The 23725-nt window shown below is 68.9% G+C and carries 19 protein-coding genes; 9 read left to right on the plus strand and 10 right to left on the minus strand.

The genetic code is table 11. The features are described 5' to 3' along the window. Nucleotides 1-50 precede the first annotated feature (50 nt). Genes SBI80_RS21895 through SBI80_RS21905 form a run of 3 tightly spaced genes read right to left on the minus strand, consistent with a single transcriptional unit; the run spans nucleotide 51 to nucleotide 4188 of the window. Nucleotides 51-740, minus strand: a complete 690-nt coding sequence (locus tag SBI80_RS21895) for an alpha/beta fold hydrolase (RefSeq protein WP_318976928.1) — start codon at nucleotides 738-740, stop codon at nucleotides 51-53. After that, nucleotides 719-1234, minus strand: coding sequence for an XRE family transcriptional regulator (locus SBI80_RS21900; RefSeq protein WP_413232773.1), 516 nt, complete (start codon nucleotides 1232-1234; stop codon nucleotides 719-721). The genes SBI80_RS21895 and SBI80_RS21900 overlap by 22 nt, the downstream gene beginning before the upstream one ends. Then, nucleotides 1231-4188: an MMPL family transporter gene (locus SBI80_RS21905; protein ID WP_318976929.1), complete on the minus strand. Its 2958-nt coding sequence runs from the start codon at nucleotides 4186-4188 to the stop codon at nucleotides 1231-1233. Before SBI80_RS21905 ends, SBI80_RS21900 begins: the two co-directional genes overlap by 4 nt. A 293-nt stretch (nucleotides 4189-4481) precedes the next feature. On the opposite strand from SBI80_RS21905, the gene SBI80_RS21910 reads away from it, so the two are divergent. The 4 genes from SBI80_RS21910 to SBI80_RS21925 all read left to right on the plus strand — a co-directional run bounded on the left by SBI80_RS21910 (nucleotide 4482) and on the right by SBI80_RS21925 (nucleotide 7792). Continuing rightward, nucleotides 4482-5057, plus strand: a complete 576-nt coding sequence (locus SBI80_RS21910) for a hemophore (protein WP_318976930.1) — start codon at nucleotides 4482-4484, stop codon at nucleotides 5055-5057. Between the two features lie 191 nt (nucleotides 5058-5248). Further along, nucleotides 5249-5632: a heme-binding protein gene (locus SBI80_RS21915; RefSeq protein WP_318976931.1), complete on the plus strand. Its 384-nt coding sequence runs from the start codon at nucleotides 5249-5251 to the stop codon at nucleotides 5630-5632. Nucleotides 5633-5688: 56 nt separating this feature from the next. Continuing rightward, nucleotides 5689-6357, plus strand: a complete 669-nt coding sequence (locus tag SBI80_RS21920; protein ID WP_318977034.1) for a response regulator transcription factor — start codon at nucleotides 5689-5691, stop codon at nucleotides 6355-6357. A gap of 1 nt (nucleotide 6358) precedes the next feature. Continuing rightward, nucleotides 6359-7792, plus strand: a complete 1434-nt coding sequence (locus tag SBI80_RS21925) for a HAMP domain-containing sensor histidine kinase (protein ID WP_318976932.1) — start codon at nucleotides 6359-6361, stop codon at nucleotides 7790-7792. 51 nt (nucleotides 7793-7843) lie between these two features. Here the strand turns inward: SBI80_RS21925 and SBI80_RS21930 are convergent, their stop codons facing one another. From SBI80_RS21930 to SBI80_RS21940, 3 genes are read right to left on the minus strand one after another with little or no spacing between them, the layout of a single operon-like run. Further along, nucleotides 7844-8224 carry a DUF3054 domain-containing protein gene (locus tag SBI80_RS21930; RefSeq protein ID WP_318976933.1) on the minus strand — a complete coding sequence of 127 codons (381 nt, stop codon included), beginning with the start codon at nucleotides 8222-8224 and terminating at the stop codon, nucleotides 7844-7846. Continuing rightward, complete coding sequence (locus SBI80_RS21935; protein ID WP_318976934.1) at nucleotides 8211-9464, minus strand: M23 family metallopeptidase; 1254 nt, start codon at nucleotides 9462-9464, stop codon at nucleotides 8211-8213. Before SBI80_RS21935 ends, SBI80_RS21930 begins: the two co-directional genes overlap by 14 nt. Nucleotides 9465-9473: 9 nt before the next feature. Next, nucleotides 9474-10511, minus strand: coding sequence for a lysylphosphatidylglycerol synthase transmembrane domain-containing protein (locus tag SBI80_RS21940; protein ID WP_318976935.1), 1038 nt, complete (start codon nucleotides 10509-10511; stop codon nucleotides 9474-9476). A 109-nt stretch (nucleotides 10512-10620) separates the two neighbouring features. On the opposite strand from SBI80_RS21940, the gene SBI80_RS21945 reads away from it, so the two are divergent. After that, complete coding sequence (locus SBI80_RS21945) at nucleotides 10621-11793, plus strand: AI-2E family transporter (RefSeq protein WP_318976936.1); 1173 nt, start codon at nucleotides 10621-10623, stop codon at nucleotides 11791-11793. Here the strand turns inward: SBI80_RS21945 and SBI80_RS21950 are convergent. From SBI80_RS21950 to trmB, 3 genes are read right to left on the minus strand one after another with little or no spacing between them, the layout of a single operon-like run. Further along, entirely contained in the window at nucleotides 11790-15098 is a 3309-nt protein-coding gene (locus SBI80_RS21950; RefSeq protein ID WP_318976937.1) for an MMPL family transporter, read from the minus strand. The genes SBI80_RS21945 and SBI80_RS21950 overlap by 4 nt on opposite strands. Before the next feature lie 52 nt (nucleotides 15099-15150). Beyond that, nucleotides 15151-15891 (minus strand): NYN domain-containing protein, encoded by a 741-nt coding sequence (locus SBI80_RS21955; RefSeq protein ID WP_318976938.1) that lies wholly within the window; start codon nucleotides 15889-15891, stop codon nucleotides 15151-15153. A 7-nt stretch (nucleotides 15892-15898) separates the two neighbouring features. Then, nucleotides 15899-16708 (minus strand): tRNA (guanosine(46)-N7)-methyltransferase TrmB, encoded by an 810-nt coding sequence (gene trmB / locus SBI80_RS21960; RefSeq protein ID WP_318976939.1) that lies wholly within the window; start codon nucleotides 16706-16708, stop codon nucleotides 15899-15901. A 146-nt stretch (nucleotides 16709-16854) separates the two neighbouring features. Between trmB and SBI80_RS21965 the strand changes: the two genes are divergently transcribed. From SBI80_RS21965 to SBI80_RS21975, 3 genes are all read left to right on the plus strand, one after another. Next, nucleotides 16855-17856 (plus strand): hypothetical protein, encoded by a 1002-nt coding sequence (locus SBI80_RS21965; protein ID WP_318976940.1) that lies wholly within the window; start codon nucleotides 16855-16857, stop codon nucleotides 17854-17856. Beyond that, a complete protein-coding gene (locus SBI80_RS21970; protein ID WP_318976941.1) occupies nucleotides 17853-19001 on the plus strand; it encodes a hypothetical protein in 1149 nt (382 codons plus the stop codon). The genes SBI80_RS21965 and SBI80_RS21970 overlap by 4 nt, the downstream gene beginning before the upstream one ends. 153 nt (nucleotides 19002-19154) lie before the next feature. Then, a complete protein-coding gene (locus SBI80_RS21975) occupies nucleotides 19155-20984 on the plus strand; it encodes a phosphoenolpyruvate carboxykinase (GTP) (protein ID WP_318976942.1) in 1830 nt (609 codons plus the stop codon). Nucleotides 20985-21013: 29 nt separating this feature from the next. On the opposite strand, the gene SBI80_RS21980 is transcribed toward SBI80_RS21975, so the two are convergent. Beyond that, nucleotides 21014-21856 carry a hypothetical protein gene (locus SBI80_RS21980; RefSeq protein ID WP_318976943.1) on the minus strand — a complete coding sequence of 281 codons (843 nt, stop codon included), beginning with the start codon at nucleotides 21854-21856 and terminating at the stop codon, nucleotides 21014-21016. A 274-nt stretch (nucleotides 21857-22130) separates the two neighbouring features. Here SBI80_RS21980 and fadD4 point away from each other — a divergent pair, with 274 nt between their 5' ends. Beyond that, nucleotides 22131-23675 (plus strand): fatty-acid--CoA ligase FadD4, encoded by a 1545-nt coding sequence (gene fadD4, locus SBI80_RS21985; protein ID WP_318976944.1) that lies wholly within the window; start codon nucleotides 22131-22133, stop codon nucleotides 23673-23675. Nucleotides 23676-23725: the final 50 nt, after the last annotated feature.

Consider the following 23725-nt stretch of genomic DNA (forward strand, 5'->3'; position numbering starts at 1 on the left):
TTCGGTGCTGTCGGTGCGAGCCCCAGCCTGCTACGCCGGGGCTGCGATGGCTAGGGCCCAACGGCCGCGAGCAACCGGTCGGCCAACTCGTGCGGGTGGCTGAGGGCAACGAGGTGCCCACCCGGTATGACGTCGCACTCGATCCCGAGTCGGTCACGCACCAGCCGGCGCTGGAACTCGAGCGGGAAACAGCGATCGTCGCTGCCCTGGATCACCCGCGTAGGCACGTCCGGCCACCCGGCGAGCGGCCAGGGCTGGACGAAGGGCGTCTCCGATTGCTCGGGCTCGGGATGGCGCATCGCTTCGTCGCGCACGTTAGCGGGCACGTCGTGGAAGAAGTCCTCGACCACGTCGAAGTCTCTGTCGCCCAAGCCAATTCGAGCGAAGTAGGCGACTCTGGCGGTACGCTGGCCGGTGGCATCCCACCACGCTCGCGCCGACTCGCCCGCAGTGGGCACCATCGGGTTGACGAGGACGATGGCCGCGGTGGGCACGCGGGTGGCGACGAGTGGCGCGGTGAAGGCGCCCATCGACTGGCCAACCACGACGAGCGGGCCCGCCGCCTCGGCGACCGCCCGATGGACGACGTCGGCGTAGACGTCCAGGTCGGCAGCGTCATCGGCGGCGGGAAGTTCGACCGCGATGGCGTCGACGCCGGCATCGATCAGCAGGGGCACCACGCGGTGCCAGTACCACGCACTGCCGCCCGCGCCGGGAATCAGCGCGAATGTGGTGGGCACTCGCCGTTGCGCATCTTGGCGAAGCGGTCCGACAGCCGCCGCATCCTGATCATCAACGACGCGGCCGGGCTGCCCGACCCGTCGAGGTAGGCCGCGAACTGCTCACTGCGCAGGCCGATCCGCGAGGCGAACTCGTCCTGACCGAGACCGGAGCGCTGCATCAGCATGTAGATGTGACGGGCGACCTCGGCGCACTCGTTGGCCTCGAGCTGCTCACGGGTGCGGGTCAGCACCTCGTCGAGCGCCTTGGAGACGCCGTAGGGCGGTGCGGTCTCCAGCACTTCCTCGACCTGCCGCGCGGTTCTTCCGAAGGGATCCCGCTTGATCGCGGCGACGATGCGCTGCCACACCGTCAGATCGTCGGTCTCCAGCGCGGTGCGGATGGCCGAGGTGGGCCAGAATTCCACCGGTCGGTTCTCGGTGGCGGGGCGGTTGCGCTCCGCGGGATGCGGGCGGCCGGCGGCCTCGCCACGCGTATCCGAAGTCAACGTCACCTCGCCTCCTCCAACATTGCAACTGCCACCGAGAGGCAGCGTTGCCTGACGTATACCCAGTCGGTCTCCGCCTCGGGGCTGGTCCAGTCCTCGTCGTCATCCGACGGATGCGGGTCGGCGAGCCGCCGCACCAGCTGCGTCGCCACCCACTGGCTCTTCAACCGCTGTCCACAGTAGTACCGGTCCATCCCGGCAAGCACCACCGCGGCGGTCTGAGTTTCCATCGACTCCACCAGATCGGCAAACTCGGCGTAGTCCCTGGCACTGTTGCGGCACATGATCAGGTAGCCCTTCAAGCGCAGCGTCTCGGCGCCCGTCGGGATCTGCAGCCGGTCGCCGGTGGGCAGCAGCACGTTGGTGGTCTCCACGGGGCTGAGCCGGCGGACCGCCGGGCGCTCGGCGTCGGCGGCGGTCGCCAACGCGTCGAGGGCCACCGCGAGCCGGCCGCGCCACATGGTCACCGGGTGCACGGGCTGGCGCGGGAAGAACCTGCCACTACCGGCCCCGGTTCGGCCGTTGCGCCGTCCCGGCCGACCGATGCCGCTGAGCCGGACGGTGTCCCCGGGGCGCAGTGCGGCCACGGGCTCGTCGCCGCCCTTGACGTGGCCGGCCAGCGCGGGGGCCGGAGGCAGGCAGCCGCTGAACGCCAGCGGGTCGGCCACCGTGATGGTCTGCGGCGCCATCGACTTCAGCTTGGCCGCCGACTTCACCACGTTGCGGATGTCCGCCCCCGACGGGCCCGTGGTGGAGATGTCCTCGGGGATGACGACGAGGTCGCCGATGTCGGCCTTGGGCAGCGGCTTCTCGAAGTCGACCGACGGCAGGATGCGATCCAGCCAGCCCGGTAGCCACCAGTTCCACTGGGCGAACATGGCCATCAGCGCCGGCACCAGGACCAGCCGCACGATGGTGGCGTCGACGGCGATCGCGACCGCGCACGCGACGCCGAGCTGGGCGACCAGCGGCATGCCCGCGAATGCGAACCCGATGAACACCGCGATCATGATCAGCGCGGCGCTGGTGATGGTGCGGGCGCTGGTGCTGACTCCGTAGGCGACGGCGTCGCGGGTGTCGTTGGTCTGCAGGAAGCGTTCGCGGATGCGGGTCAGCAGGAAGATCTCGTAGTCCATCGACAACCCGAAGGTCATCGCCAGCACCAGCGGGGGAATGGTGCTGTCCAGCGACTGCAACGGCTCGAATCCCAGCGCCTCCAGCCAGCCCCACTTGAAGACGACGACGAGGCTGCCATAGGCCGCCGCCACGGACAGCACCGTCATCAGGACGCCCTTGAACGCCAGGAACACCGAGCGGATCGAGATCAGCAGCATCACGAAGGCGATGAACGCCACGAACGCGAACACCATCGGCTGGGTGTCGGCCACCCTGTCGTCGAAGTCCTTGAGCAGGGCGGTCGGGCCGCCGACGTCGACGACGGCAGGCGAACCGGGCGCCGCGCGGGGCAGCTCGGCCCGCATCCAGTCGACGGTCTTGCGGGCCGCCGGATCCTCCGGGTCGACCGACAGCACCGCCGACAGCAGCGCGCTGCGGTTGTCGTTGCCGAACACCGGCGGCATCACCGTGGCCACGTCGGGCCCCTGGCTCATCTTCTGCTGCAGTGCGTCCAGGGCCCCGGTGTTCTCCGCGCCGTTGGCGTCGCCGTCCGGGAACGTCACCAGCACGCGGATGGGGCCAAGCGCGCCAGGGCCGAGCGCCTCGGCGGCCGCGCTGATGCCGCCGCGGATCTCGTGGGTGGGTTCGAACTGGCGCTGCAGGCTGTTGCCCAGCGTCATCTCGAACGCCGGCATGGCCAGCACGATCAGCACGACCGCAGCACCGAACGCCGACCACCACTGCCGGCGCATGACCGCACCCACCCAGCGGGTCCAGAACCGGGATTGCGTGGTCTCCGGCCGCCGGGAGACGTGCAGGTAGGACGACCGCTTGGAGGCCGCCTTGCCGAAGGTCGCCAGCACCGCGGGGATCAGCGTCGTCGAGGTCAGCACCGCGACCGCCACGGCGAGGATGGCGCCGGTGGCCATCGAGGCCAGCACGGGCGTGTGGATGAGGTAGATCCCGGTCACCGACGCGATGACGGTCAGGCCGGAGAGCAGCACCGCCAGGCCCGAGGTCGCCATGGCCGCGTCGGCCGCCTGGTCCGGGTCGCGGCCCGACCGCAGCTCCTCGCGGAACCGCATCAGGATGAACAACGAATAGTCCACGGCCAGCGCGATCCCGAACATCGACACCGTCGAGGTGACGAACACCGACATCTGGGTCACCATCGCCAGCAGATAGACCAGCCCCATGGTGACGACCACGGTGCAGAGTCCCAGCACCAGCGGTACGGCGGCAGCCGCGAGTGAGCCGAAGACCGCCAGCAGCACGATCATGACGATCGGGAGGTTCCACTTCTCGGCCTGCGCGATGTCGTGCTTGGTGGCCTCGCTGGTCGCGGCGCCCAGGGCGCCCTGGCCGATGACGTACAGCTTGACCTTGCCGCCCTCGAACTGACCCGGCTGGGAACCGTCGATGCCAACCTTCTTGCGCAGCTGCTTGGCGACGTCGGAACTGCCGCTGTTGAAGTCGGTCTGCAGGGTGACGACGTAGGGCCGGTCCGGCTGCGGCGGCGGCTGCTGCGGGTTGGGGACCACCTTGACGCCGGGGACCTCGCCGGCGATGCGTTCGAGCTCGGCGACCGCGCGGTTCACGTCGTCGAAGGTGGCGTCCGCCCGGGGCGCCGCGACGAGTGCCAGCGGCGAGGCACCCTGGTCGGGGAAGTGGTCCTGGACGGCGTGCTCGACGCTGAGGGACTGCGAGCCCGCGACCTCGAACCCGCCGCCGGTCAGGTTGCCCGACTGGTGCAGGGCGAGGAACACCGACGGGATGAGCAGGAGCAGCCAGGCAACGAACACTGCCCAACGGAATCGGCGCAGCTTGCTGCTCAACCGCAACATGAACTGCTGGATGGCGAACCCCTGCCTTACTCCCCGAGTTGCTCCTGCGTTTCAAAGCGTGAGCGTACCGCAGCACGAGGTAGTGTCGTTGCCCCGCGCGGGGTGGTCAAGGCAACGGCGTCGGCCGTCGACCCCACCTGGCGATTTGCTGTGTGGATTGGTGACCGCGCCGGCGGGATGGCAGTATGGCCCTCGTACAGGACCGGGGTCGGGGAAGCCCAGCGTCGTGAATCTACGTCGAATGTCGGCGCTCAAGTGCAGATTCGACGGCATTCACCCTTGAGGAGTAACCCATGACGAAGACCGGAACGTCCCTGCGCCGCGGTCTCGCCGGAGTGTTCGCTGCATGTGTCGTTGGCGGGGCAGCGGCAGCCGTGGCGATCCCGGGAACGCCGGTCGCCGACGCCGCGGCGGACCCCTGCGCAGCCAGCGAGGTCGCCAAGACCATCGGCTCGGTCGCCACGTCGATGGGCACCTATCTCGATGCCCACCCCGAGACGAACACCGCGCTGACCACGATTTCCCAACAGCAGACCGGCCCGCAGAGCCTGGGTGCGCTCAAGGCGTACTTCGACGCCAACCCGCAGGCGGCCAAGGACATGCAGTCGCTGCAGCAGCCGTTGATGAACCTGTCCGCCCGGTGCAAGCTCCCGCTGACCCTGCCCCAGGTGATGGGATTGCTCCAGGGTGCGCAGTCCCCGGTCGGGGCGTCGCCCTCGACCGCCAACCCGGGTTTGCCGGGAGCGTCGCCCACCGCGCAGACCGTCGGTGTGCCAGGCACGTTGGTGCCGGCCCAGTCGGCGCCGGCTGCCGCCGCCACGCCGGCCACCGGGCCGCTGCCCGGCCCGTCGACCGCAGGCACCAGGTAGCCCGGCCGGCGTGCCCGCCCGCTCGTGCGAACGCTGTGAACTGGCTATTCGGACTTTATCTCGATCGTTTGGGCGCAAGGCAAGAAACTCGTCATGGTTTCTGCTTAGCTTTTCGATGCGAGTAACCGCTGGTGGTTACGGCCGCGGACGAACCCTGCAGGTTTCTGCACATTCGAAGAAGGAGCTTGATCATGTCAGTCTCAGCCCGTGCTGGGCGACGTGCGGTAGCTGGTGCCCTGGGCGCCGGCGCGATCGCAGGCGCGATGCTGTTCGGTACGCTCCCGTCCGCTCTGGCGGACGATCCCGCGCTGAACCCGCCGAACTGCACCGCCGCGGACCTCGCCGGCGTCGCGGCGGGCGTCTCGGCCTCCACCTCGGCCTACCTCTTCACCCATCCCGACGTGAACTGGTTCTTCACCAGCCTCGAAGGCCTGCCGCGCGACCAGGTCCGCAAGCAGGTGGCCGACTACATGGACCAGAACCCCGGTGTGAAGGCGGACATGACGGGCATTCGTCAGCCCCTCGTCGACCTGAAGAATCGCTGCGGCGCAGCACCCGCCCCAGCCACGCCGTAATCCCGGTGCAGGTGGCTGAACCATCTGCGCTCGACGGCGCGGGTCGCACGGTCTTGATGGTCGACGACGACCCGGACGTCAGAACCTCGGTGTCGCGCGGATTGCGCCATTCCGGGTTCGACGTGCGGGTCGCGGCGACCGGCAAGGAGGCCTTGCGACTGCTGTCCAACGAATCCCATGATGCGTTGGTCCTCGACGTGCAGATGCCCGAGCTGGACGGTGTGGCGGTCGTGACCGCCCTGCGGGCGCTCGGCAACGACATTCCGATCTGCGTGCTGTCCGCGCGCGACACGGTCAACGACCGGATCGCCGGACTCGAGGCGGGCGCGGACGACTACCTGACCAAGCCGTTCGATCTGGGTGAGCTGGTGGCGCGCCTGCACGCGCTGCTGCGGCGGTCGAGCCTGTCCGAGCGCTCACCGGACACCATGACCGTCGGCCCGCTGACCATCGACACGGCCCGACGCCTGGTGTTCGTCGAGGGGGAGCGCGCCGATCTGACCAAGCGGGAGTTCGACCTGCTCGCGGTGCTGGCCGAGAATGCGGGCGTGGTGTTGTCCCGCCAGCGCCTGCTCGAACTCGTCTGGGGCTACGACTTCGACGTCGACACCAATGTCGCCGACGTCTTCATCAGCTATCTGCGGCGCAAGCTGGAGCGCGAAGGCCACCCCCGGGTAATCCACACCGTTCGCGGGATCGGGTACGTCCTGCGCGACGAGGTCTGAGGTGGCCTCGCGGCGCTTCTTCGGCAGATCGGCGTCGCTGCGCACGCGCGTGGCACTGGCCTCGGCTGCCGCGGCGGCCGCCGTGGTCGCGGTGTTCACCGTGCTGACGTCGGTGGTGCTGGCCAACAACGACGCCGCCCAACTCGACCGACGGCTGGACTCGATCGTCGATGCCAGCGTCTACGACCAGACCAACGGCGTGCTGCAGACCGGCCGGTCCCGGTCCTCCGGGCAGGTGGTCTTCCAGCGCGGATTTCAGCTCCCGCAGTTGCCGCCTGGCACCGAGACCGTCCAGGTCAACGGCATCGAGTACCGCGTGCGCACCATCCCGTTGGACCAGCAGGGCGGGGTGATCATGTCGGTGGGCATACGCGCCGACAGCATCCTGCTGAACCGGGCCAGGATCCCGCTCTACACCGCCGTCGGCGTCGTCACCGTGCTCATCGCGGGAGGGTTGGGGTGGATGCTGGCCGGCCCGGCGATCCGTCCGCTGCGCCGACTGACCGAACAGACGATGCGGCTGGGCAAGGGCAGCGTGCAGATGACGGCCGTGCGTGGAGCGCGCGAGGCCGAGGAACTGTCCGATGCCATGGCGGGCATGCTGGAGCGGCTGGCCGCGGCGCAGCTGGCGACCACCAACTCGCTGCAGGCCGCGCAGGACTTCGCGGCCAACGCCGCCCACGAGCTGCGCACGCCACTGACCGCCATGCGGGCCGATCTCGATACGTTGCGCATCCACGACCTGCCCGCCGATGAGCGCGACGAGGTGGTCGGCGACCTGGCGCGGGCGCAACGCCGGGTCGAGGGCATCATCACCGCGCTTGGACAGCTAGCGTCGGGCCAGCTCGCGCAGGTCGAGGACCGCGAGCTGATCGACGTCACGGACATGCTCGACCGGGTGGCGCGGGAGAACGCCCGGCTCGGCGACGTCGAGATCGTCGTGCAGAGCGACGAGGCGATCGGCACGATCTGGGGTTGGCCCGGCGGTCTCCGGCTGGCGGTGGACAACTTGGTGCGCAACGCCATCGCGCACGGTGGCGCCAGCAGAATCGTGCTGACCGCCCACCGGCAGCCCGCACCGGACGGCCGCGGCGAGATGCTCACCATCGTGGTCGACGACGACGGCCGCGGATTGCCTTCCGAGGAACACGAATTCGTCATGGGCAGGTTCGCCAGGGGTAGCACCGCCACCCCCGGCGGGTCGGGTCTGGGTCTGGCACTGGTGGCTCAGCAGGCCGACCTGCACCGCGGGCGGTTCGAGCTGTCCGACGGCCCGCTGGGGGGCCTGCGGGCGACGCTGACCGTGTCGACGGCGCCGCAGCCCGAGGCCGATGTCGCCGCGGACGACACGGCCAACGTCGACGGGGCGCTGAGGCGAGGCGCCAACCGGGTTGCGGAATGGCGATCGAAGGCGAAGCGAGCGCCACGAAGCTGAACGCCGTTGGCGCCGACGGACGATGACGACACCCGAACGGCAGGGGCTTCCTCAGCGGCGAGCCAGGACCTTCGCGCCGAGGCGCCAACCGAGTAGCAGGACGGCGGTCGAAAGCGAAGCGACCACCACGAAGCTGAGTGCCGTGCCCTGAGACGTCAACTTGCGCAGCAGCATTCCGATTACGACGGTGCTGAGCCACACCGCGACACCCGTCGGTGTAAGCGCCGTCGGTCGCTGCCATCCGCGCGCGATCAGCCAGCCCACCGCGGCGCCCGACAGGAACGGCCACGCAGTCTCGGCGACGCCCGCGACCGTGATGCCCTCCGCGTGACTGCGCCGTCCGATCGCGCAGAACACCAGCACGCACACGACGTCGGCGAGCAGGGCGGTCGTCACGGCGGCCCGCGGCGCCGGGTCGCTACCCCTTGGCATAGGTCATCACGTCGAGCACCAGCGGGCTGAGGTCCTGCTCGTCGCGGGGTGTCGATCCGGGGGCCAGCTCGACGGGCCGGCCGGTGAACAGGGGGTCGAGCGCATCCATCGACGCCAGCCTTCCATCCAGGGTGAAGTGATCGATCACGAACGGTAAGCCATTGGAACGCAACGGGTCCGGTGTGCTCATCACGTGGAAGTGTAGATGTGGCGCGTCGGTGTTGCCGCTGTTGCCGAGGTTGGCGATCACCTGGCCCCGGCTGAGGCGGTCGCCCGGCTCGACCTTGACCGACCCAGTCTTCAGATGTGCGTAGAACGCGTAGTTGCCGTCGCCGATGTCCTGCACGACGTGGTTGCCGCCGTACTGGTCCAGGGGTAACCCGGTCGGGCTCTGGCCCGCCACCTGCTCGGGCAACCCGTCGACGACGGCGACGACGGGACCGTCGGCGACCGCGTGGATGTCGGCACCGAAGTAGGGGTAGCTCTCCGGTCGGGTCGGATCCCCGTGATAGATCGTGCCGTCGGCACCCAGCTGCACGTAGTCGATGGCGAAACGTTCAGCGGCCCAAGTGCTTCCGTCGAGTGGGTTCATCGCCATCCGATGCGCGGTCAGGTCGCAGCAGCTGTTGGCGTCCAGCCAGCGTGGCCCGTCGAGCGGCGGTGAGATGACGGCGGGCCGGTGCGTGGACACGGTGAACGGTGCGACGTCGCTCTCGGTCACCTCCGCGGGCAGCAGCGGCGGCATCGGCTTGGCGACGTCGACGACGATGGTGTGCGAGAGCTCGGTCGGCACCGGTGCTGCCGTCGCGTCGAGGACGACGTCGAGCCACACGAACGCCGCCCGCCCGGGGCCCAGCGTCGTCGTGGGTGTTTGCGTGGCGCCCAGCGCCCGGGTCCAGTAGGCCAGCCCGGTACCGGTCAGCGTCAGCAGCTCTTTCGTTCCGGCCTTGACGGACAACGACTTCAGCGTCACGTCGCCGTCGAACGCGTTGGTCAGCTGGAGCTCGTAGGCCAGGTGCCGCTTGCCGTCGGTGGTGGGCACCGGCACGGGCGGTGCGACGACGGCGGCGAGGACGGGGGTGACCTTGGCCGGGGCTGCTGCCGACGGTGACGCGACGGACGACGGAGCAGACGACGAAGCGGAGGCCGACGTGGAGGACGCGGTCGGCGACTGCGCCGAGGAAGAGCAGCCGGCCACCAGGAGGATCGCAGCCAACGACGCGAATCCGGTGCGGACCATGGGGCGATCCTAGGGCCCGACGTCGGGGTCGACGTCGCTCTCGGTGCGGAACACGAAGAAGAAGACCACCCAGCCGATGGCCGAGATGAAGATCCAGCTGACCAGGCGGTAGATCAGCATCGCCGAGATTGCCGACGCTAGCGTCATCCCGCTGGACACCAGGCCGGGGACCAGGACGGCCTCGACGACGAGCAACCCGCCGGGCATCAGCGGGATCGAACCGACCGCCCGCGCCGCCGCGTAGGCGACCGTCAGGCCGGCGAGCGAGGGGTGCCCGCCCGCGGCGTAGGCGGCGAACGCCAGACAGGCGACGTCGGCCGTCCAGTTGAACAACGACCAGCTGAACGCCGTGCCGAGCGCGCGCCGGGTCAGGCTCACCGATTCGAGCTGGGCCAGCATCTCGCGCCACTTCGTCAGCCCGGTATCGGCCGGTTTGCCCCGCACCGAGTTGACCCATGACAGCAGGCGTACCCCGATGCCGTCGATCTGCTGGGGGTTGGCGGCGACCGTCTGCGCGAGCACCAACAGTGCGACGAAGCCGCCGAGGGTGAAGATCAGCGACAGCGGATTCTTGCTGGCGCCCAACAGGAATGCCCCGGCCAGGCCAAGCAGGGCCAGACCGACCACCTGCAGCACGCCCGACATGACCAGCTGCCACGACGCGACGATGGGCGAGGCGCCCCAGAGACGCTGCTGCCGGTAGACGAAGGTCGCGGACAGGACGGGACCGCCCGGCATGGTCGTCGACAGCGCGTTGCCCGCGTAGAACGCGGCCTCCGAGCGCCACTGCTTGACCTTGACGCCGGCGGACTTCAGCAGGGTGCGCTGGATCTGGGCGAAGCTGTGCATCGATGCCAGCGCGGCGAACACCGACGCGAGTACCCACCACCAGTTCGCCCGGCCAAGGGTGCGCCACGCCTTGGCCAGTTGGTCCCACACCAGCACGACCTCGACGGTCAGCACCGCGACGGCGACGGCGATGATCACCCAGCGCAGCCACCAGTACCGGCCGCGCGGCCGGCACTCCGGGGCCATTTCCCGGGTCATGTCAGCCCTGCTGGGGGAGGCGTCCTCCGACACGCGGATCAGAGTAACTCCGCAGCGCGGGCTGTCGTGGTTGCCGGGAAGAGGTGAATCGAGTCGTTACGCTACCGGAATGCCCGAGGCGCTCCCATCGTCGCTCGACCCGCAGGCCGATGAGTCGGTCCACCCCATCGTCCGCAAGACCGCCGCCTGGTCGTGGCGACTGCTCGTCATCTTCGCCGCGCTGATCGCCTTCCTGTGGCTGGTGATGCACCTCGAGGTGATCGTGGTGCCATTCTTGCTGGCGACGATGGTGACGGCGATGCTGCTACCGCTCGTCGACTTCCTGGACCGGCGCGGACTGCCGCGCGGCGCCGCCGTGGCCGCCGTCATCGTGGGCAGCATCGTGGTGGTGGGCGGGATCCTGACGTTCGTCGTCAGCCAGTTCGTCCAGGGCGCGCCCGCGTTGATCGACCAGGTCACGCTCAGCATCACCAACGCCAGGAACTCGCTGAACACCGGCCTGCTGTCGCACTTCAGCAACGACCAGATCAAGAGCGCGACCGACACCGCGATCAACGCGCTCAAGGACAACCAGTCGAAGCTGACCAGCGGCGCGCTGTCGACGGCGGGCACCATCACCGAGATCGTCACGGGCGCGCTGTTGATGCTGTTCACCCTGATCTTCCTGCTCCAGGGCGGCCGCAACATCTTCGCGTTCGTCAGCAAGATCTTCCCGTCCACGGTCCGGGACCGGGTCCGCGACGCCAGCCGGGCGGGCTTTCACTCGCTCATCGGCTACGTGCGTGCGACGTTCCTCGTCGCGCTCGTCGACGCCATCGGCATTGGCACGGGGCTGGCGATCATGGGCATCCCGCTGGCGCTGCCGTTGGCGTCGCTGGTGTTCCTCGGTGCGTTCATCCCGCTCATCGGCGCGGTGATCGCGGGCGGTCTGGCCGTCATCGTGGCGCTGATCGCCAAGGGCTGGGTCTTCGCGCTGATCGCGCTCGGCCTGATCATCGCCGTGCAGCAGCTCGAGTCGCACATCCTGCAGCCGCTGGTGATGGGCCGGGCGGTGTCACTTCACCCGCTCGCCGTCGTGCTGGCGATCGCCGCGGGCGGCGTCACCGCCGGGATCGTGGGCGCGTTGCTCGCCGTCCCGATCGTCGCGGTGCTCAACAGCGCGCTGCGAGTACTGCTGGCCGAGGATCCCGCCGCCGAGGAGGCGACGCTCGAGGCCGACGGGGCGCCGTCCATAGCCGGCGCCACCGACGACATCTCGGCCGGCAACGGCGACGAGCGCTAGAGCCGACCCTCGCGGCGAAGCAGGTCGGCCGCGCTGACCCCGCCACCCCGGCGCTTGGGGGCATCGTCCTCGCCGGCCTGCCGGGTGTCGATCTTCTCGGTCTGGTCGGCATCCGAGGCGCGCTGCGTGGGGATCGCCGTCGTCGGCGGTTCGGCCGCGGGCGGGGGAGGCGGCTGACGCCGGCCCGCGGACTTGGCGTCCGGCTGCCCGCTCGCTCCGGCGGCTCCGCCCACGTTCGAATTTGCGGCTCCGCCGCGGAGATCACCCAGCCATGACTCGATCTCGCGGCTGCCGGTGGCGCTGGCTCCCCGCGAACTCGATCCCCGCGACGGGGTCGCCGTACGCGGCGGCGTCACCGGGCGACCCGGCTCGACGCGGGGCGTGCGGGTGGTCGGCGGTTCGGCGGGCGCCGACAACCGGGTGGTCTGTTCGGCCGGCGCGACGGGCATCCGCGTCGTCGGCGGCTCGGCGGCGGGAGCCTCCGGAACGGCCGGGCCGGCCGGGATGCGCGTCGTTCCGGCGGCCGACGGCGGGCTGACCCGCTGCGGGGCGGCCTTGCCGGTGGACGCCAAACGGGGGCCGGGCTGCGGGTGGGTCGGATCGTGTGGCGGCGGCAGCGCGCGCATCGGGGCGCCCGCGCCGACGAGGGCCTCGGAGTCCGGCTCCGACTCGCGGACGGTCGGACGCTTGCGCTCGTCGGGGAGCTCGACCTCGCCGAGGCCGAGGCGCTCCTGAATGCGCTTCATCCAGCGCGGAGCCCACCAGCAGTCGTCGCCGAGCATCTTCATGATCGCCGGCACCAGGAACATCCGGATGACGGTGGCGTCGAGCAGCAGCGCCAGCAGCAGGCCGAAGGCCAGGTACTTCATCATCACCAGGTCGGAGAACACGAAGGCGCCGGCCACCACCGCCAGGATGAGCGCGGCGCCGGTGATGAGCCGGCCGGTGGTCGCGGTGCCGATCCGGATGGCCTCGGCCGTCGACAGACCCCGCGCCCGGGCCTCCACCATGCGGGAGACCAGGAAGACCTCGTAGTCGGTCGACAGACCCCAGATGACCGCGATGATCAACCCGATCATGGGCGCCATCAGTGGCTGTGGCGTGTAGTTCATGATCCCCGAGCCGTGTCCGTCGACGAACATCCACGTCAGGATGCCCATCGTCGAGCCGAGCGTCAGGGCACTCATCAGAGCTGCCTTGATCGGCAGCACCAGGGACCCGAACGCCAAGAACATCAGCACCGTGGTCGTCAGGATCAGCACGACGACCATCAGCGGCAGCTTGGCGAACAGGCTGTGGATGCTGTCCTGCTCCAGGGCCGGCGTGCCGCCGACCCAGACCGATACGCCCTTGGGCGCCGAGATGTTGCGCAGCTCGTCGATCTTCTGGGCGGCGTCGTTGCGCTCCTGCAGACCGTTCTGCAGCACGCACGGCATGTCCTTGGACTGGCAAGGGTGCCCCTGACCGTCCGCGCCGACAGCGATGTCGGGGTTCTTCACGTCGGGTGCGACCGGGCGCTCGTCCCAGGTGCCGGTGAAGCCGCTGATCTGGGAGGCCTCGTTCTTGACCTGGGCGATCTGCTCCGGGGTGGCGTGCTGAATCACCAGGGTCAGCTTCTCGGTGCGGTAACCGGGGAAGCTGGAGTCGAAGGCGTTCTGCGCCTGGCGCACCGCGTTGTCGGGCGGCAGGTACTTCTCGCTGATGCCGCCGAGGGCCAGCTGGCCCAGCGGGATGACCAGCAGGACCATCACGATGACGATGGGCAGCGCGAACATCCCGGGCCGCTTCATCACCTTGTTGACGAGCATGCCCCAGAAGCCCTTTTCGACCTCTTCGCGGGTCTTGGTCTTCTGCGTCTTCTCGGCGAGGAAGTGCAGCCACCAGATGGTGATCCGGCGAATCAACGGAACGTACCTGGCCAGGGCGAGGATCGCGGTGACGGCCGCGCAGAAGATGACGATGCCGAGCAGGATCCAGAACAGGGCGCCCTCGATGACGCCCTGGTCCCGTAGGGCGTAGCAGCCGTAGGCGAGTCCGCCGTAGAGACCGATGTAGGCGAACACCAGGCCGATGTACGCCAGGCCCGCGCCCTGTTCACCGGTCTTCTTGATCTGCATGCGGGCGACGTGACCGACCGCGATGCCCACCGGGGGCAGCAGGATGCCCGTCGGGATCGCGGCCAGCGCCAGCGGGTTCTTCTTCGGGTTCGCCGGGTCGGAATGGATGGTGTTCGGCATGGCGAAGCCGATCAGCGACTTCACGCCGAGCGAGTCGACGCGATGGCCGAGGACGGCCAGTGCAGCGATCAGCACGGTGTTCGACATGATCGCGGCGAGCATGACCGAGGCGATGATCGCGTAGGTGATCGACTTCAGGAAGCCCTGTGGGAAGAGCAGCAGCGGCACCGACGAGGCGACGATGATCACCGCCGAGAACATCACGGTGCGCCCCGAGGTCATCATCGTCCGCCGCACGGCGGCCTCGGTGTCGTATCCCTCGGCCAACTCCTCTCGGAATCGACTCACGATGAAGAGGCCGTAGTCGATCGCGATGCCAAGACCGATCAGCGTCACGACGGGTTGGGCGAAGAAGTGCACCGGGGTGAAGTCGGCGGCCAGCCGCATGATGCCGAGGGCACCCATGATGGTCAGACCGCCGATGATGGCTGGCAGGCTGGCGGCGACGACCGTGCCGAAGACGAAGAACAGCACGACAGCCACCAGCGGAATGGCCGCCACCTCGGCGCGCTTCTGGTCGTCACCGATGGTGCCGGTGAGCTCGCTGGCGATGGGCTGCAGGCCCGCCAGCTTGATCTTGCCGTCGTCGACCTTCTGCAGGTCGGGCTGGATGATCTTGTAGTTCTTGAGGATGGTGTCGTCGTCGTTGCCCTTCAGGGGCATGACGACGAACGTGCGGGTGCCGTTGTTGGCCAGCGCCGCGTTGGTGGTGGGATCGCCGGTGGGATTCTCCAGGTAACCGCGCCAGTACAGGATCTGGTCGGGGTGATCGGCGACGACCTTGTCCAGCTCGCCCTTGACCTTCTTGGACCACTGCGGGTCGTTGACCTTCTTGCCGTCGGGTGCATCGAGGACGGCGACGATGTGACTCAGCCGGTCGCGCCCGTAGGCGTCGTCGGCGAGCTCGGACGCCGCCACCGACTGGCTCGTCTCGTCGTAGAAACCGCTCTGCGTGACGTGTTGGCCCAGGCTTGCGCCATAGATGCCGCCACCAAGGCACAGCGCGACCATGATTCCGATCACTGCGTATCGGAATCGGTACACCATCCGACCCCACCAGGCGAACACTCGAGCTCCTAACTGATCTTCTTCAAGTTCTCCGCACCTGCGCTCCGGATGTTCACGCGCGCGAGGTGAGCAACGAGGACAGCGGTCGGAACGGCTGCAGCCACGCCCCCTGCTGGGGCAGCGAGTCGAGGCCGATTCGCGGTAGCGGTTCCCGGAAGACACCGGGGATGTCCTCGAGGTCGACGAACTCCAAGGTATCCGACGCTAACGCCCAACTCGCATGTTCGCGAAATCCGAGAACGCTGACCGGGATGCCATCACGGGCTATCTCCTCCAGCGGGAGGCGGAACGCCTGCCCGTCGGCCGAGGCCACGAACACGCTGGCCAGGCCCTCGCTGCGGCGCAGTGCGATGTGGTCCAGCATGTCGCTGTCGACGTCGCTGTCATCGTCGATCTTGGGCTTGGCGAACACCGCGAAACCGACGTTGCGCAGGGCTTCCACCCACGGGCGGACGACGTCGGCGCTGCCGGGGGCGATGTTGGTGAAGACGGTCGCCTCGGGCTCGAAGGTGACCTGCGGTTCCTCGTGCGCGCGGCTGCTCGACAAGTCGGCCGTGCGGGCAAGCAGCCAGCGGCCCAGGGCGTCGAACCGGGGCCGGTGCGCTGCGGTGGGCCGGCCGCCGAGGATGGAGCCGAGTCCCATGTCCAGGTTGGGGGCATCCCAGACCAGCAGGACCCGCTGGGGGCTGCGGAACCTGGGTTGGATGGTGTCACCGATGTCGTCGAGCGCGGGGACGCCGTCGTCCTGGACGTCGGCAGGCTCGACGATCTCGAAGTCCTCGGAGATGCTCATGCGGCGCTCACGCCTTCTCCCACACGAATTCGGCGACGGCGCTCCCCGCACGCTGAGCCTTGTCCTCGTACTTGGTGACGGGGCGGTGCACCGAGATGGGCAGTCCGGCGCCGGTGTCGCCGGCGGCCTCGAAGCTCAACCGGCGCAGGCGGGGCTCGGCGTCGCCGACCTCCCCGATCTGTTCGGCGTATCCGGGATGGTCGGTCGCGGCGTGCAGGATCCCGCCGGGACGCAACCGGTCGGCGATCAGGGCGACGGTCGCGGGCTGCAGCAGACGCCGCTTGTGGTGGCGGGCCTTGGGCCATGGATCCGGGAAGAACACCCGCACGCCGGTCAGCGAGGCCGGCGGGAGGAGGTGCTCCAAGACGTCGACGCCGTCACCGCGGATCAGCCGCACGTTGTTCAGGCCCTCGCGGTCGATGCCGTTGAGCAGCTGTGCCAGGCCCCGCTTGTAGACCTCGACGGCGATGACGTCGAGCTCTGGCTCCTCGGCGGCCATCGCCAGCGTCGAGACGCCGGTGCCGCAGCCGATCTCCAGCACCAGCGGGGCGACGCGCCCGAACCACGCCTCGGTGTCCAGCGGGCCGGCGATCCGGCCGTCGGAATCCCTGGCCTGGCGTCCGAGCTCCGGCCAGCGCCGATCCCACGTCTCGCGCTGCAGTCCGGACAGAGCCGACCGGCGGGACCGGAAGCTGGCGACGCGGGGAAACGGATGCGCAGGCGTGGATCGTTCGCCGGGAGCCGGAGGTGCGGAGTCCGCCCCCTCCTCTTCGCGAGCCTGCTCGCGCTGCACCTGCATCCGTCCATCGTCGCTCATCGAGGGCGGTGTACCCGCATCGACGGACAATTCGATACCCAATGGTTGCCTTTTGCCGCTACGGGGGGCCGGCGAATCTTGCCGCTCCGCGGGGGTATGGCGCGGTGCGACGATGACATCCTGGGACATTCTGGGGGGAGTCGATCGTGACCAAGGCGTTCGCCGCCGCGCTGACCGACGTCGCTGAATCCGTGGGTGGCCCGCACTTGTCCGCCGTCATCGCCAGGTTGCGGCGGCCGGTGTGCGTTGCCGTGCTGGGGCGCCCCGGTGTGGGCCGCGGGTGTGTCGCGACGGCGTTGCGGCGCCGCGGGGTGTTCGTCGCCTCCCCGGCCGCAACGGCTGCCCACGAGGTGTGCGTGCTGGTGATCGCCGAGGCGTTGAAGGACGAGGAGCTCGCCGTCGTGCGGACGGCGCGTGTGCCGGTGCTCGTCGTGTTGACCAAGGCCGACCTCTCCGGCGCCGGTGAGGGTGGGCCGATCGCCGTCGCCAGACGCCGGGCCACCGCCATCGCCCGGCGCAGCGGGGTGCCGACCGTGCCGATGGTGGGACTGCTGGCGTCGCTCGGCGACCTCGAGGCCGAGCTGATCGAAGGCCTCGCCCTGCTGGCGACGCATCCGCCGAACCTGACCGGTGTCGACGCCTTCGTCGGCGGACCCCACCCGGCGCCGCCGCAGCTGCGGGCCCGGCTGTTGGCCCGCCTGGACAGGTTCGGCGTCGCGCACGCGCTGGTTGCACTCGCCGAGGGATGTGAGCCCTCGCACCTGGGCACCCACCTGGCCGGCATCGGCCTGCTCGATGAGGTCGCCTCGGCGCTGCACGCCGTCTGCGCGCCGATCCGGTACCGGCGCGTACATCAGGCGATCGACGAATTGCGTTCGCTGGCAGTTCGATTGGACGATCCGCGGGTGGCGGAGCTGGCAGCCTCCGACGCCGCGGCGATGGCAGCCATGACCGTCGCCGTCGACGTGCTGGAGGCCGAGGGACTGTGCGTCGATCGCGCCGACACCGCGACCGCGCACCTGGACCGTGCGGTCCGCTGGCGGCGCTACGGCGGTGGGCCCGTCAACGGCCTGCACCGCAGGTGCAGCGCGGACGTGGTCAGGGGGTCGTTGCGGCTGCTGGCCGCCGTGCGCGGGTCGACGACGTGACGTCGGGGGAGCGGGTGGTTCTCGTCGTCGGACCGCCCCTTGCCGGGGTCGGTGGCGTGGTGGCCGCACTGCGCACCCGGCTGCCGCACCTGGTGATCCTCGACGGTGCACAACCACGGAACCGGGCCCCCGACGCGGTACTGGGCGTGTTCTCCGCCGCCACGCCGCTGACTTCGTCGGACTGGCTGCCGGTCGAGCAGGCCGCGGCCCGCACCGAGCTCCTCGTCGGCGTGGTGACCAAGGTCGACGCGCACCGGGGGTGGAGAGAGGTTCTTCGAGCCGACCAGACGCGCGTGACGGAGTGGAGCGGTCGGGCGGACGTGCCGTGGCTGGGTGTCGCCGCGGCGCCCGACCTCGGCGCCCCGTGCGTCGAGGAGCTGGTCGCGCTGCTGACCGAACGGCTGGCCGCGCCACGGGTGGCCCGGCACGCGCCCGCGCCGTCGGGCCGGCCGCCGTCGGACGAGGCCCAGCGAGGCAGAACCGCGCTGGCCCGGCTGCGCCTTGGGCTGCTGAGGGCCGTCCGGGACCGATCGGCCGCGCTGCGCAGCGACCTGCGCGAGGCGGCGTCGGCCGTGCCGGCGGGAGGATCGGCGTCCTTCCAGGCAATGGTGGCGGAGCGGGCCGAGCGGTTCGTGGCCGAGCTCGACGCCGAGATCATCACCGCGGTGGCGCAGACGGCCATCGAGTTCGGGCGCGTGGTGCCCGTGCCCGTTCGTCGGGTGGTGCTGCCGGAGATCGCCCGTATCCCGTCGTCGTCACGCTCGCTGGAGGGTCGGCTGATGACCGTTCTCGGCGTCGGGTTCGGGCTGGGTATCGCGTTGGCGACCAGCCGGCTGCTGTCCGGGCTGGCCCCGGGTCTGTCGTTCGTGGCTCTGGTGGTTGGTGCCGGAGCCGGCGCCGTCCTGGTGGCGTGGGTGGTGCGAGCCCGGGGTCTGCTGCACGATCGCGCGTTGCTCGACCGATGGGTCACCGAGGTTGCCGCGACGCTGCGGTGGCATGGCGAGGCGATGCTTGCCGAACGGTTGCTCGACGTGGAGTCCGGGTGGTCGGCGCGGCGGTCGTGGCGGGCGTCGGACGGGCCCCGGATGGGGGTTGCCGACGGGGCCGAACGGACCCGTGATCATGTTACTGACCAGTACCGATGATGAAATGTGGAAGATTTCGGCACCAATTTCGCCGGTTACCCGTCTCTGAATCGTTCTTGTGAGACAACGGACATAGTCCCGATTTACCGCGGGTATGTCACCCACGTTAACCTCGAGCCAGGTATCACCGAGACCGCCAGCAGGAGAACATTGATGACCTCAGCGACCATTCCCGGCCTGGACAGCGCGCCGACCAAACACGAGGGGCTGCTCGATTGGGTCCGCGAGGTTGCCGAGCTCACCCAGCCCGATCGCGTGATGTTTGCCGACGGCTCCGAGGAGGAGTACCAGCGACTGTGCGACGAGCTCGTCGCGGCGGGCACCTTCCAGAAGCTCAACCCGAAGAAGCAGCCCAATTCCTACCTTGCGCTCTCGGACCCGTCCGACGTCGCCCGGGTGGAGTCACGCACCTTCATCTGCTCGGAGCGCGAGATCGACGCCGGGCCGACCAACAACTGGATGGACCCCGCGGAGATGCGGGAGCTGATGACCGGCCTCTATCGCGGTTCGATGCGCGGCCGCACGATGTGGGTCGTGCCGTTCTGCATGGGCCCGCTCGACGCGGAGGATCCCAAGCTGGGCGTGGAGATCACCGACTCGGAGTATGTCGTGGTGTCCATGCGCACCATGACCCGGATGGGCAAGGGCGCGCTGGACAAGCTGGGTGAGGACGGATTCTTCGTCAAGGCGCTGCACTCGATCGGTGCGCCGCTGGAGCCGGGCCAGAAGGACGTGCCGTGGCCCTGCAACGACACCAAGTACATCACCCACTTCCCCGAGACCCGCGAGATCTGGAGCTACGGCTCGGGCTATGGCGGCAACGCGCTGCTGGGCAAGAAGTGCTACTCGCTGCGCATCGCCTCGGCGATGGCCCACGACGAGGGCTGGCTCGCCGAGCACATGCTGATCCTCAAGCTGATCAGCCCGGAGAACAAGGCCTACTTCATCGCGGCGGCGTTCCCGTCGGCGTGCGGCAAGACCAACTTGGCGATGCTGCAGCCCACCATCCCCGGCTGGCGCGCCGAGACCGTCGGTGACGACATCGCCTGGATGCGCTTCGGCAAGGATGGCCGGCTGTACGCCGTCAACCCGGAGTTCGGCTTCTTCGGCGTGGCGCCGGGTACCAACTGGAGCTCGAACCCCAACGCCATGAAGACGATTGCAGCCGGCAACACGGTCTTCACCAACGTCGCCAAGACCGACGACGGCGACGTGTGGTGGGAGGGCCTCGAGGGCGAGCCGGACCACCTGATCGACTGGAAGGGCCAGGACTGGAACCTGCGCGAGACGGAAAGCAAGGCGGCGCACCCGAATTCGCGCTACTGCACGCCGATCTCACAGTGCCCGACGCTGGCGCCGGAATGGGATGACCCGCAGGGCGTTCCGATCTCGGCGATCCTGTTCGGCGGTCGGCGTAAGACGACCGTCCCGCTGATCACCCAGGCCCGCGATTGGCAGCACGGTGTGTTCATCGGTGCCACCCTGGGCTCGGAGCAGACCGCCGCGGCCGAGGGCAAGGTCGGTACCATCCGCCGCGACCCGATGGCCATGCTGCCGTTCATGGGTTACAACGTGGGCGACTACTTCCAACACTGGATCGACCTCGGCAAGAACGCCGACGAGTCCAAGCTGCCCGCGGTGTTCTTCGTCAACTGGTTCCGGCGCGGGGACAACGGCCGCTTCCTGTGGCCGGGCTTCGGTGAGAACAGCCGCGTGCTGAAGTGGGCGATCGAGCGCATCGAGCACCAGGCCGATGGCAAGAGCACGCCGATCGGAATCGTGCCCACCGCAGCCGATCTGGACCTCGAGGGTCTGGACGTGGACGCCGCCGACGTCGACGAGGCGCTGGCGGTCAACGCCGACGAATGGCGCAAGGAGCTGCCCCTGATCGAGGAGTGGTTCGAGTTCGTCGGTGAGAAGCTGCCCACCGGCATCATGGATGAGTTCGACGCGCTGAAGACCCGCCTGGCCGAAGCCGACTGACGCTCGGCCCGCGGATCGGGCGGCGTTCGTCAGGCGGCGTCGGCCGCGAGCTTCACGGCGGCCGTCGGACCGTGGGCGCGGCTGCGCTCGTAGACCGACCGGTAGAGCCGCCGGGCGGTGGCCAGCAGCCTGCTGTCCTGGTGGACGTTGCCGAAGTGCAGGATCAGCGTCACCCGCAAGCTGTCGGGCGGGCAGGGCAACGTGGCGTGGTAAGACCGGTAACCGCTGAAGAGGTAGGCATTGCCCGGCTCGAGGGTCACCGTCGCGACGTTGGCCTCGCGAGGGAGGCGCTCGACGAACCGGCGGCGGTAGCGGCGGTTCTGGGACAGGAACTTCTCGGCGATGTTGGTGACGACCGAACGCCGGAATGGGCGCCGATTCGGGCAGAGGATCAGTTCGCCGGATGCACCGGGTGCGGCCTTGGGAATCAGGATGGGCAGCACCATGGTGACGGCCGTGCCGTCGTAGTGGAACCACAGGGGGTCGTCGGTGCGGGGCGGCCCGTCGATGACTCGTAGCTCGGTCTCGATTGGCTGGCCCTCGGCGCGCAATCGGGGGAGCGCGGCTCCGGCGACCGCCCGCAGGAAGGTCGCCAGTCGAGGGTCGGCGAAGAGCTCGCCGGCGAAGTTGCGCGGGTCGGCGGCGAAGTTCTCGATGAACAGTTCCTGCTTGCCGTCGAGGTCGACCGAGGTGCGCACGTAGTCGCAAGCAGTCTCGAGCCACCGCTCGCTCACCACGTTGCGCAGGCACGCCGTGCCGGAGGTGGCGATCTCGTGTGCGACGGCGTCGATCGTGGCATCGAAGCCCTCCGCCAGCGCCGGTGTCTTCCCCGCGGTCCGCTCGTCGGGTTTCGCGCACTCGAATGTCGTCATGATTGGTCCTCCCCTGAACGGACTTCGGGTCCGTGCGTTCACTGTATTACATACTTCTGGGATGTAATAGCTGAAGTTGCACGCTGCTATCGCATTCCTGGAGCTGGTAACCAATTTGCAGAGCCATGACCACGGAATACGACGAGTCTCGCAACTCGTGGTGTAGTTGCTGTAAATGCATGGTGAGGTCCAGTTGGGCAGAACTCGGGGACGCCTGGCGCGCCGAAGGAACCCAATTGACACCTGTCAATTCACATCGTCGTAGAGTTCTGCCATGCAGATTCGCGACACCGCCGTTGCCACTCCCGACAAGCCCGCCGTCATCATGCATCCGTCCGGAATCGTGGTGACCTTTGGCGAACTGGAGGCCAGGGCCAACCAACTCGCGCACTACTTCCGGGCGGCCGGACTCGTCGAGGGTGACGCGGTGGCGATCCTGATGGAGAACGGCGAGCACGTGCACGCGGTGATGTGGGGCGCGCGCCGCGCGGGCCTCTACTACGTCCCGATCAACACCCATCTCACGGCCGCCGAGGTCGCCTACATCGTCGACAACTCCAGCGCGAAGGCCATCGTCGGCTCGGCGGGGTTGCGCGACATCCTGGCCGGTCTGGCTGCCGAGCTGCCCGACGGGTTGCCACCGGTCCGCCTCCTCGTCGACGCCGCCGGCGCGTCGGGTGACCTCGACGGCTGGCAGCACTACCCGCAGTGCGTCGCGGACCAGCCGACCACGCCGATCGACGACGAGATCGAAGGTGACCTGCTGCAGTACTCATCGGGCACCACCGGACGGCCGAAGGGCATCAAGCGCGAACTGCCACACCTACCGCCGTCGGAGGTACCGGGTCTGATGGCAGCCCTCGTCGGGTTCTGGATGCACCCGGACGCCGTCTACTTGAGCCCCGCCCCGCTTTATCACACCGCCCCATCGGTGTGGTCGATGCAGACGCAGGCCGGTGGCATCACCACGGTGGTGTTGGAGAAGTTCGACCCGCAGGGCGCACTGGACGCGATCCAGAAGCACCGCGTCACACACGGCCAGTTCGTCCCGGTGATGTTCACCCGCATGCTGAAACTACCTGCTGCGGTGCGTGATTCGTACGACGTGTCGAGCCTGGAGCGCGTCATGCATGCGGCCGCGCCGTGCCCGGTGGAGATCAAGAAGCAGATGATCGACTGGTGGGGACCCATCATCGACGAGTACTACGCGTCCTCCGAAGCGATCGGGTCGACGTTGATCCTGGCCGAGGACTGGCTGACGCACCCCGGGTCGGTCGGCAAGTCGATGATGACCCCGCTGCACATCCTCGACGAGGACGGAAACGAGCTGCCGCCCGGTCAGGCCGGCGAGATCTACTTCGAGGGCGGGGCCGACTTCGAATACCTCAACGACCCCGCCAAGACGGCGTCGTCACGGGATGCGCACGGCTGGAAGACCGTGGGGGACATCGGCTACCTCGACGAGGACGGATACCTCTACCTGACCGACCGCCGACACCACATGATCATCTCGGGAGGGGTGAACATCTATCCGCAGGAGGCGGAGAACATGCTGGTGACCCACCCGAAGGTGATGGACGCGGCCGTGTTCGGCGTGCCGGACGACGACATGGGCCAACGCGTGAAGGGCGTCGTGCAGACCGTGGATCAGGCCGACGCCACCGACGAATTCGCCGAGGAGCTGCTCGGCTGGCTGCGGGAGCGGCTCGCGCACTACAAGTGTCCGCGGTCGATCTCGTTCGAGGCGCAGCTCCCTCGGACCGACACCGGCAAGCTCTACAAGCAGGGGTTGATCGAGAAGTACTCGACACCGCGCTGAGGTTCGACATTCCTGCCAGGCATCATGATTACCCCGTCAATGGGGGCTAG

Origin of the sequence: Mycolicibacterium sichuanense (assembly GCF_033741125.1) — a bacterium.
Classification (GTDB): domain Bacteria; phylum Actinomycetota; class Actinomycetes; order Mycobacteriales; family Mycobacteriaceae; genus Mycobacterium.

Coding starts and splice junctions, on each gene's coding strand:
- SBI80_RS21905 (WP_318976929.1), bottom strand. CDS start 4,188: ATGTTGCGGTTGAGCAGCAAGCTGCGCCGATTCCGTTGGGCAGTGTTC.
- SBI80_RS21910 (WP_318976930.1), top strand. CDS start 4,482: ATGACGAAGACCGGAACGTCCCTGCGCCGCGGTCTCGCCGGAGTGTTC.
- SBI80_RS21915 (WP_318976931.1), top strand. CDS start 5,249: ATGTCAGTCTCAGCCCGTGCTGGGCGACGTGCGGTAGCTGGTGCCCTG.
- SBI80_RS21920 (WP_318977034.1), top strand. CDS start 5,689: ATGGTCGACGACGACCCGGACGTCAGAACCTCGGTGTCGCGCGGATTG.
- SBI80_RS21930 (WP_318976933.1), bottom strand. CDS start 8,224: ATGCCAAGGGGTAGCGACCCGGCGCCGCGGGCCGCCGTGACGACCGCC.
- SBI80_RS21935 (WP_318976934.1), bottom strand. CDS start 9,464: ATGGTCCGCACCGGATTCGCGTCGTTGGCTGCGATCCTCCTGGTGGCC.
- SBI80_RS21940 (WP_318976935.1), bottom strand. CDS start 10,511: ATGACCCGGGAAATGGCCCCGGAGTGCCGGCCGCGCGGCCGGTACTGG.
- SBI80_RS21945 (WP_318976936.1), top strand. CDS start 10,621: ATGCCCGAGGCGCTCCCATCGTCGCTCGACCCGCAGGCCGATGAGTCG.
- SBI80_RS21955 (WP_318976938.1), bottom strand. CDS start 15,891: ATGAGCATCTCCGAGGACTTCGAGATCGTCGAGCCTGCCGACGTCCAG.
- trmB (WP_318976939.1), bottom strand. CDS start 16,708: ATGAGCGACGATGGACGGATGCAGGTGCAGCGCGAGCAGGCTCGCGAA.
- SBI80_RS21975 (WP_318976942.1), top strand. CDS start 19,155: ATGACCTCAGCGACCATTCCCGGCCTGGACAGCGCGCCGACCAAACAC.
- SBI80_RS21980 (WP_318976943.1), bottom strand. CDS start 21,856: ATGACGACATTCGAGTGCGCGAAACCCGACGAGCGGACCGCGGGGAAG.
- fadD4 (WP_318976944.1), top strand. CDS start 22,131: ATGCAGATTCGCGACACCGCCGTTGCCACTCCCGACAAGCCCGCCGTC.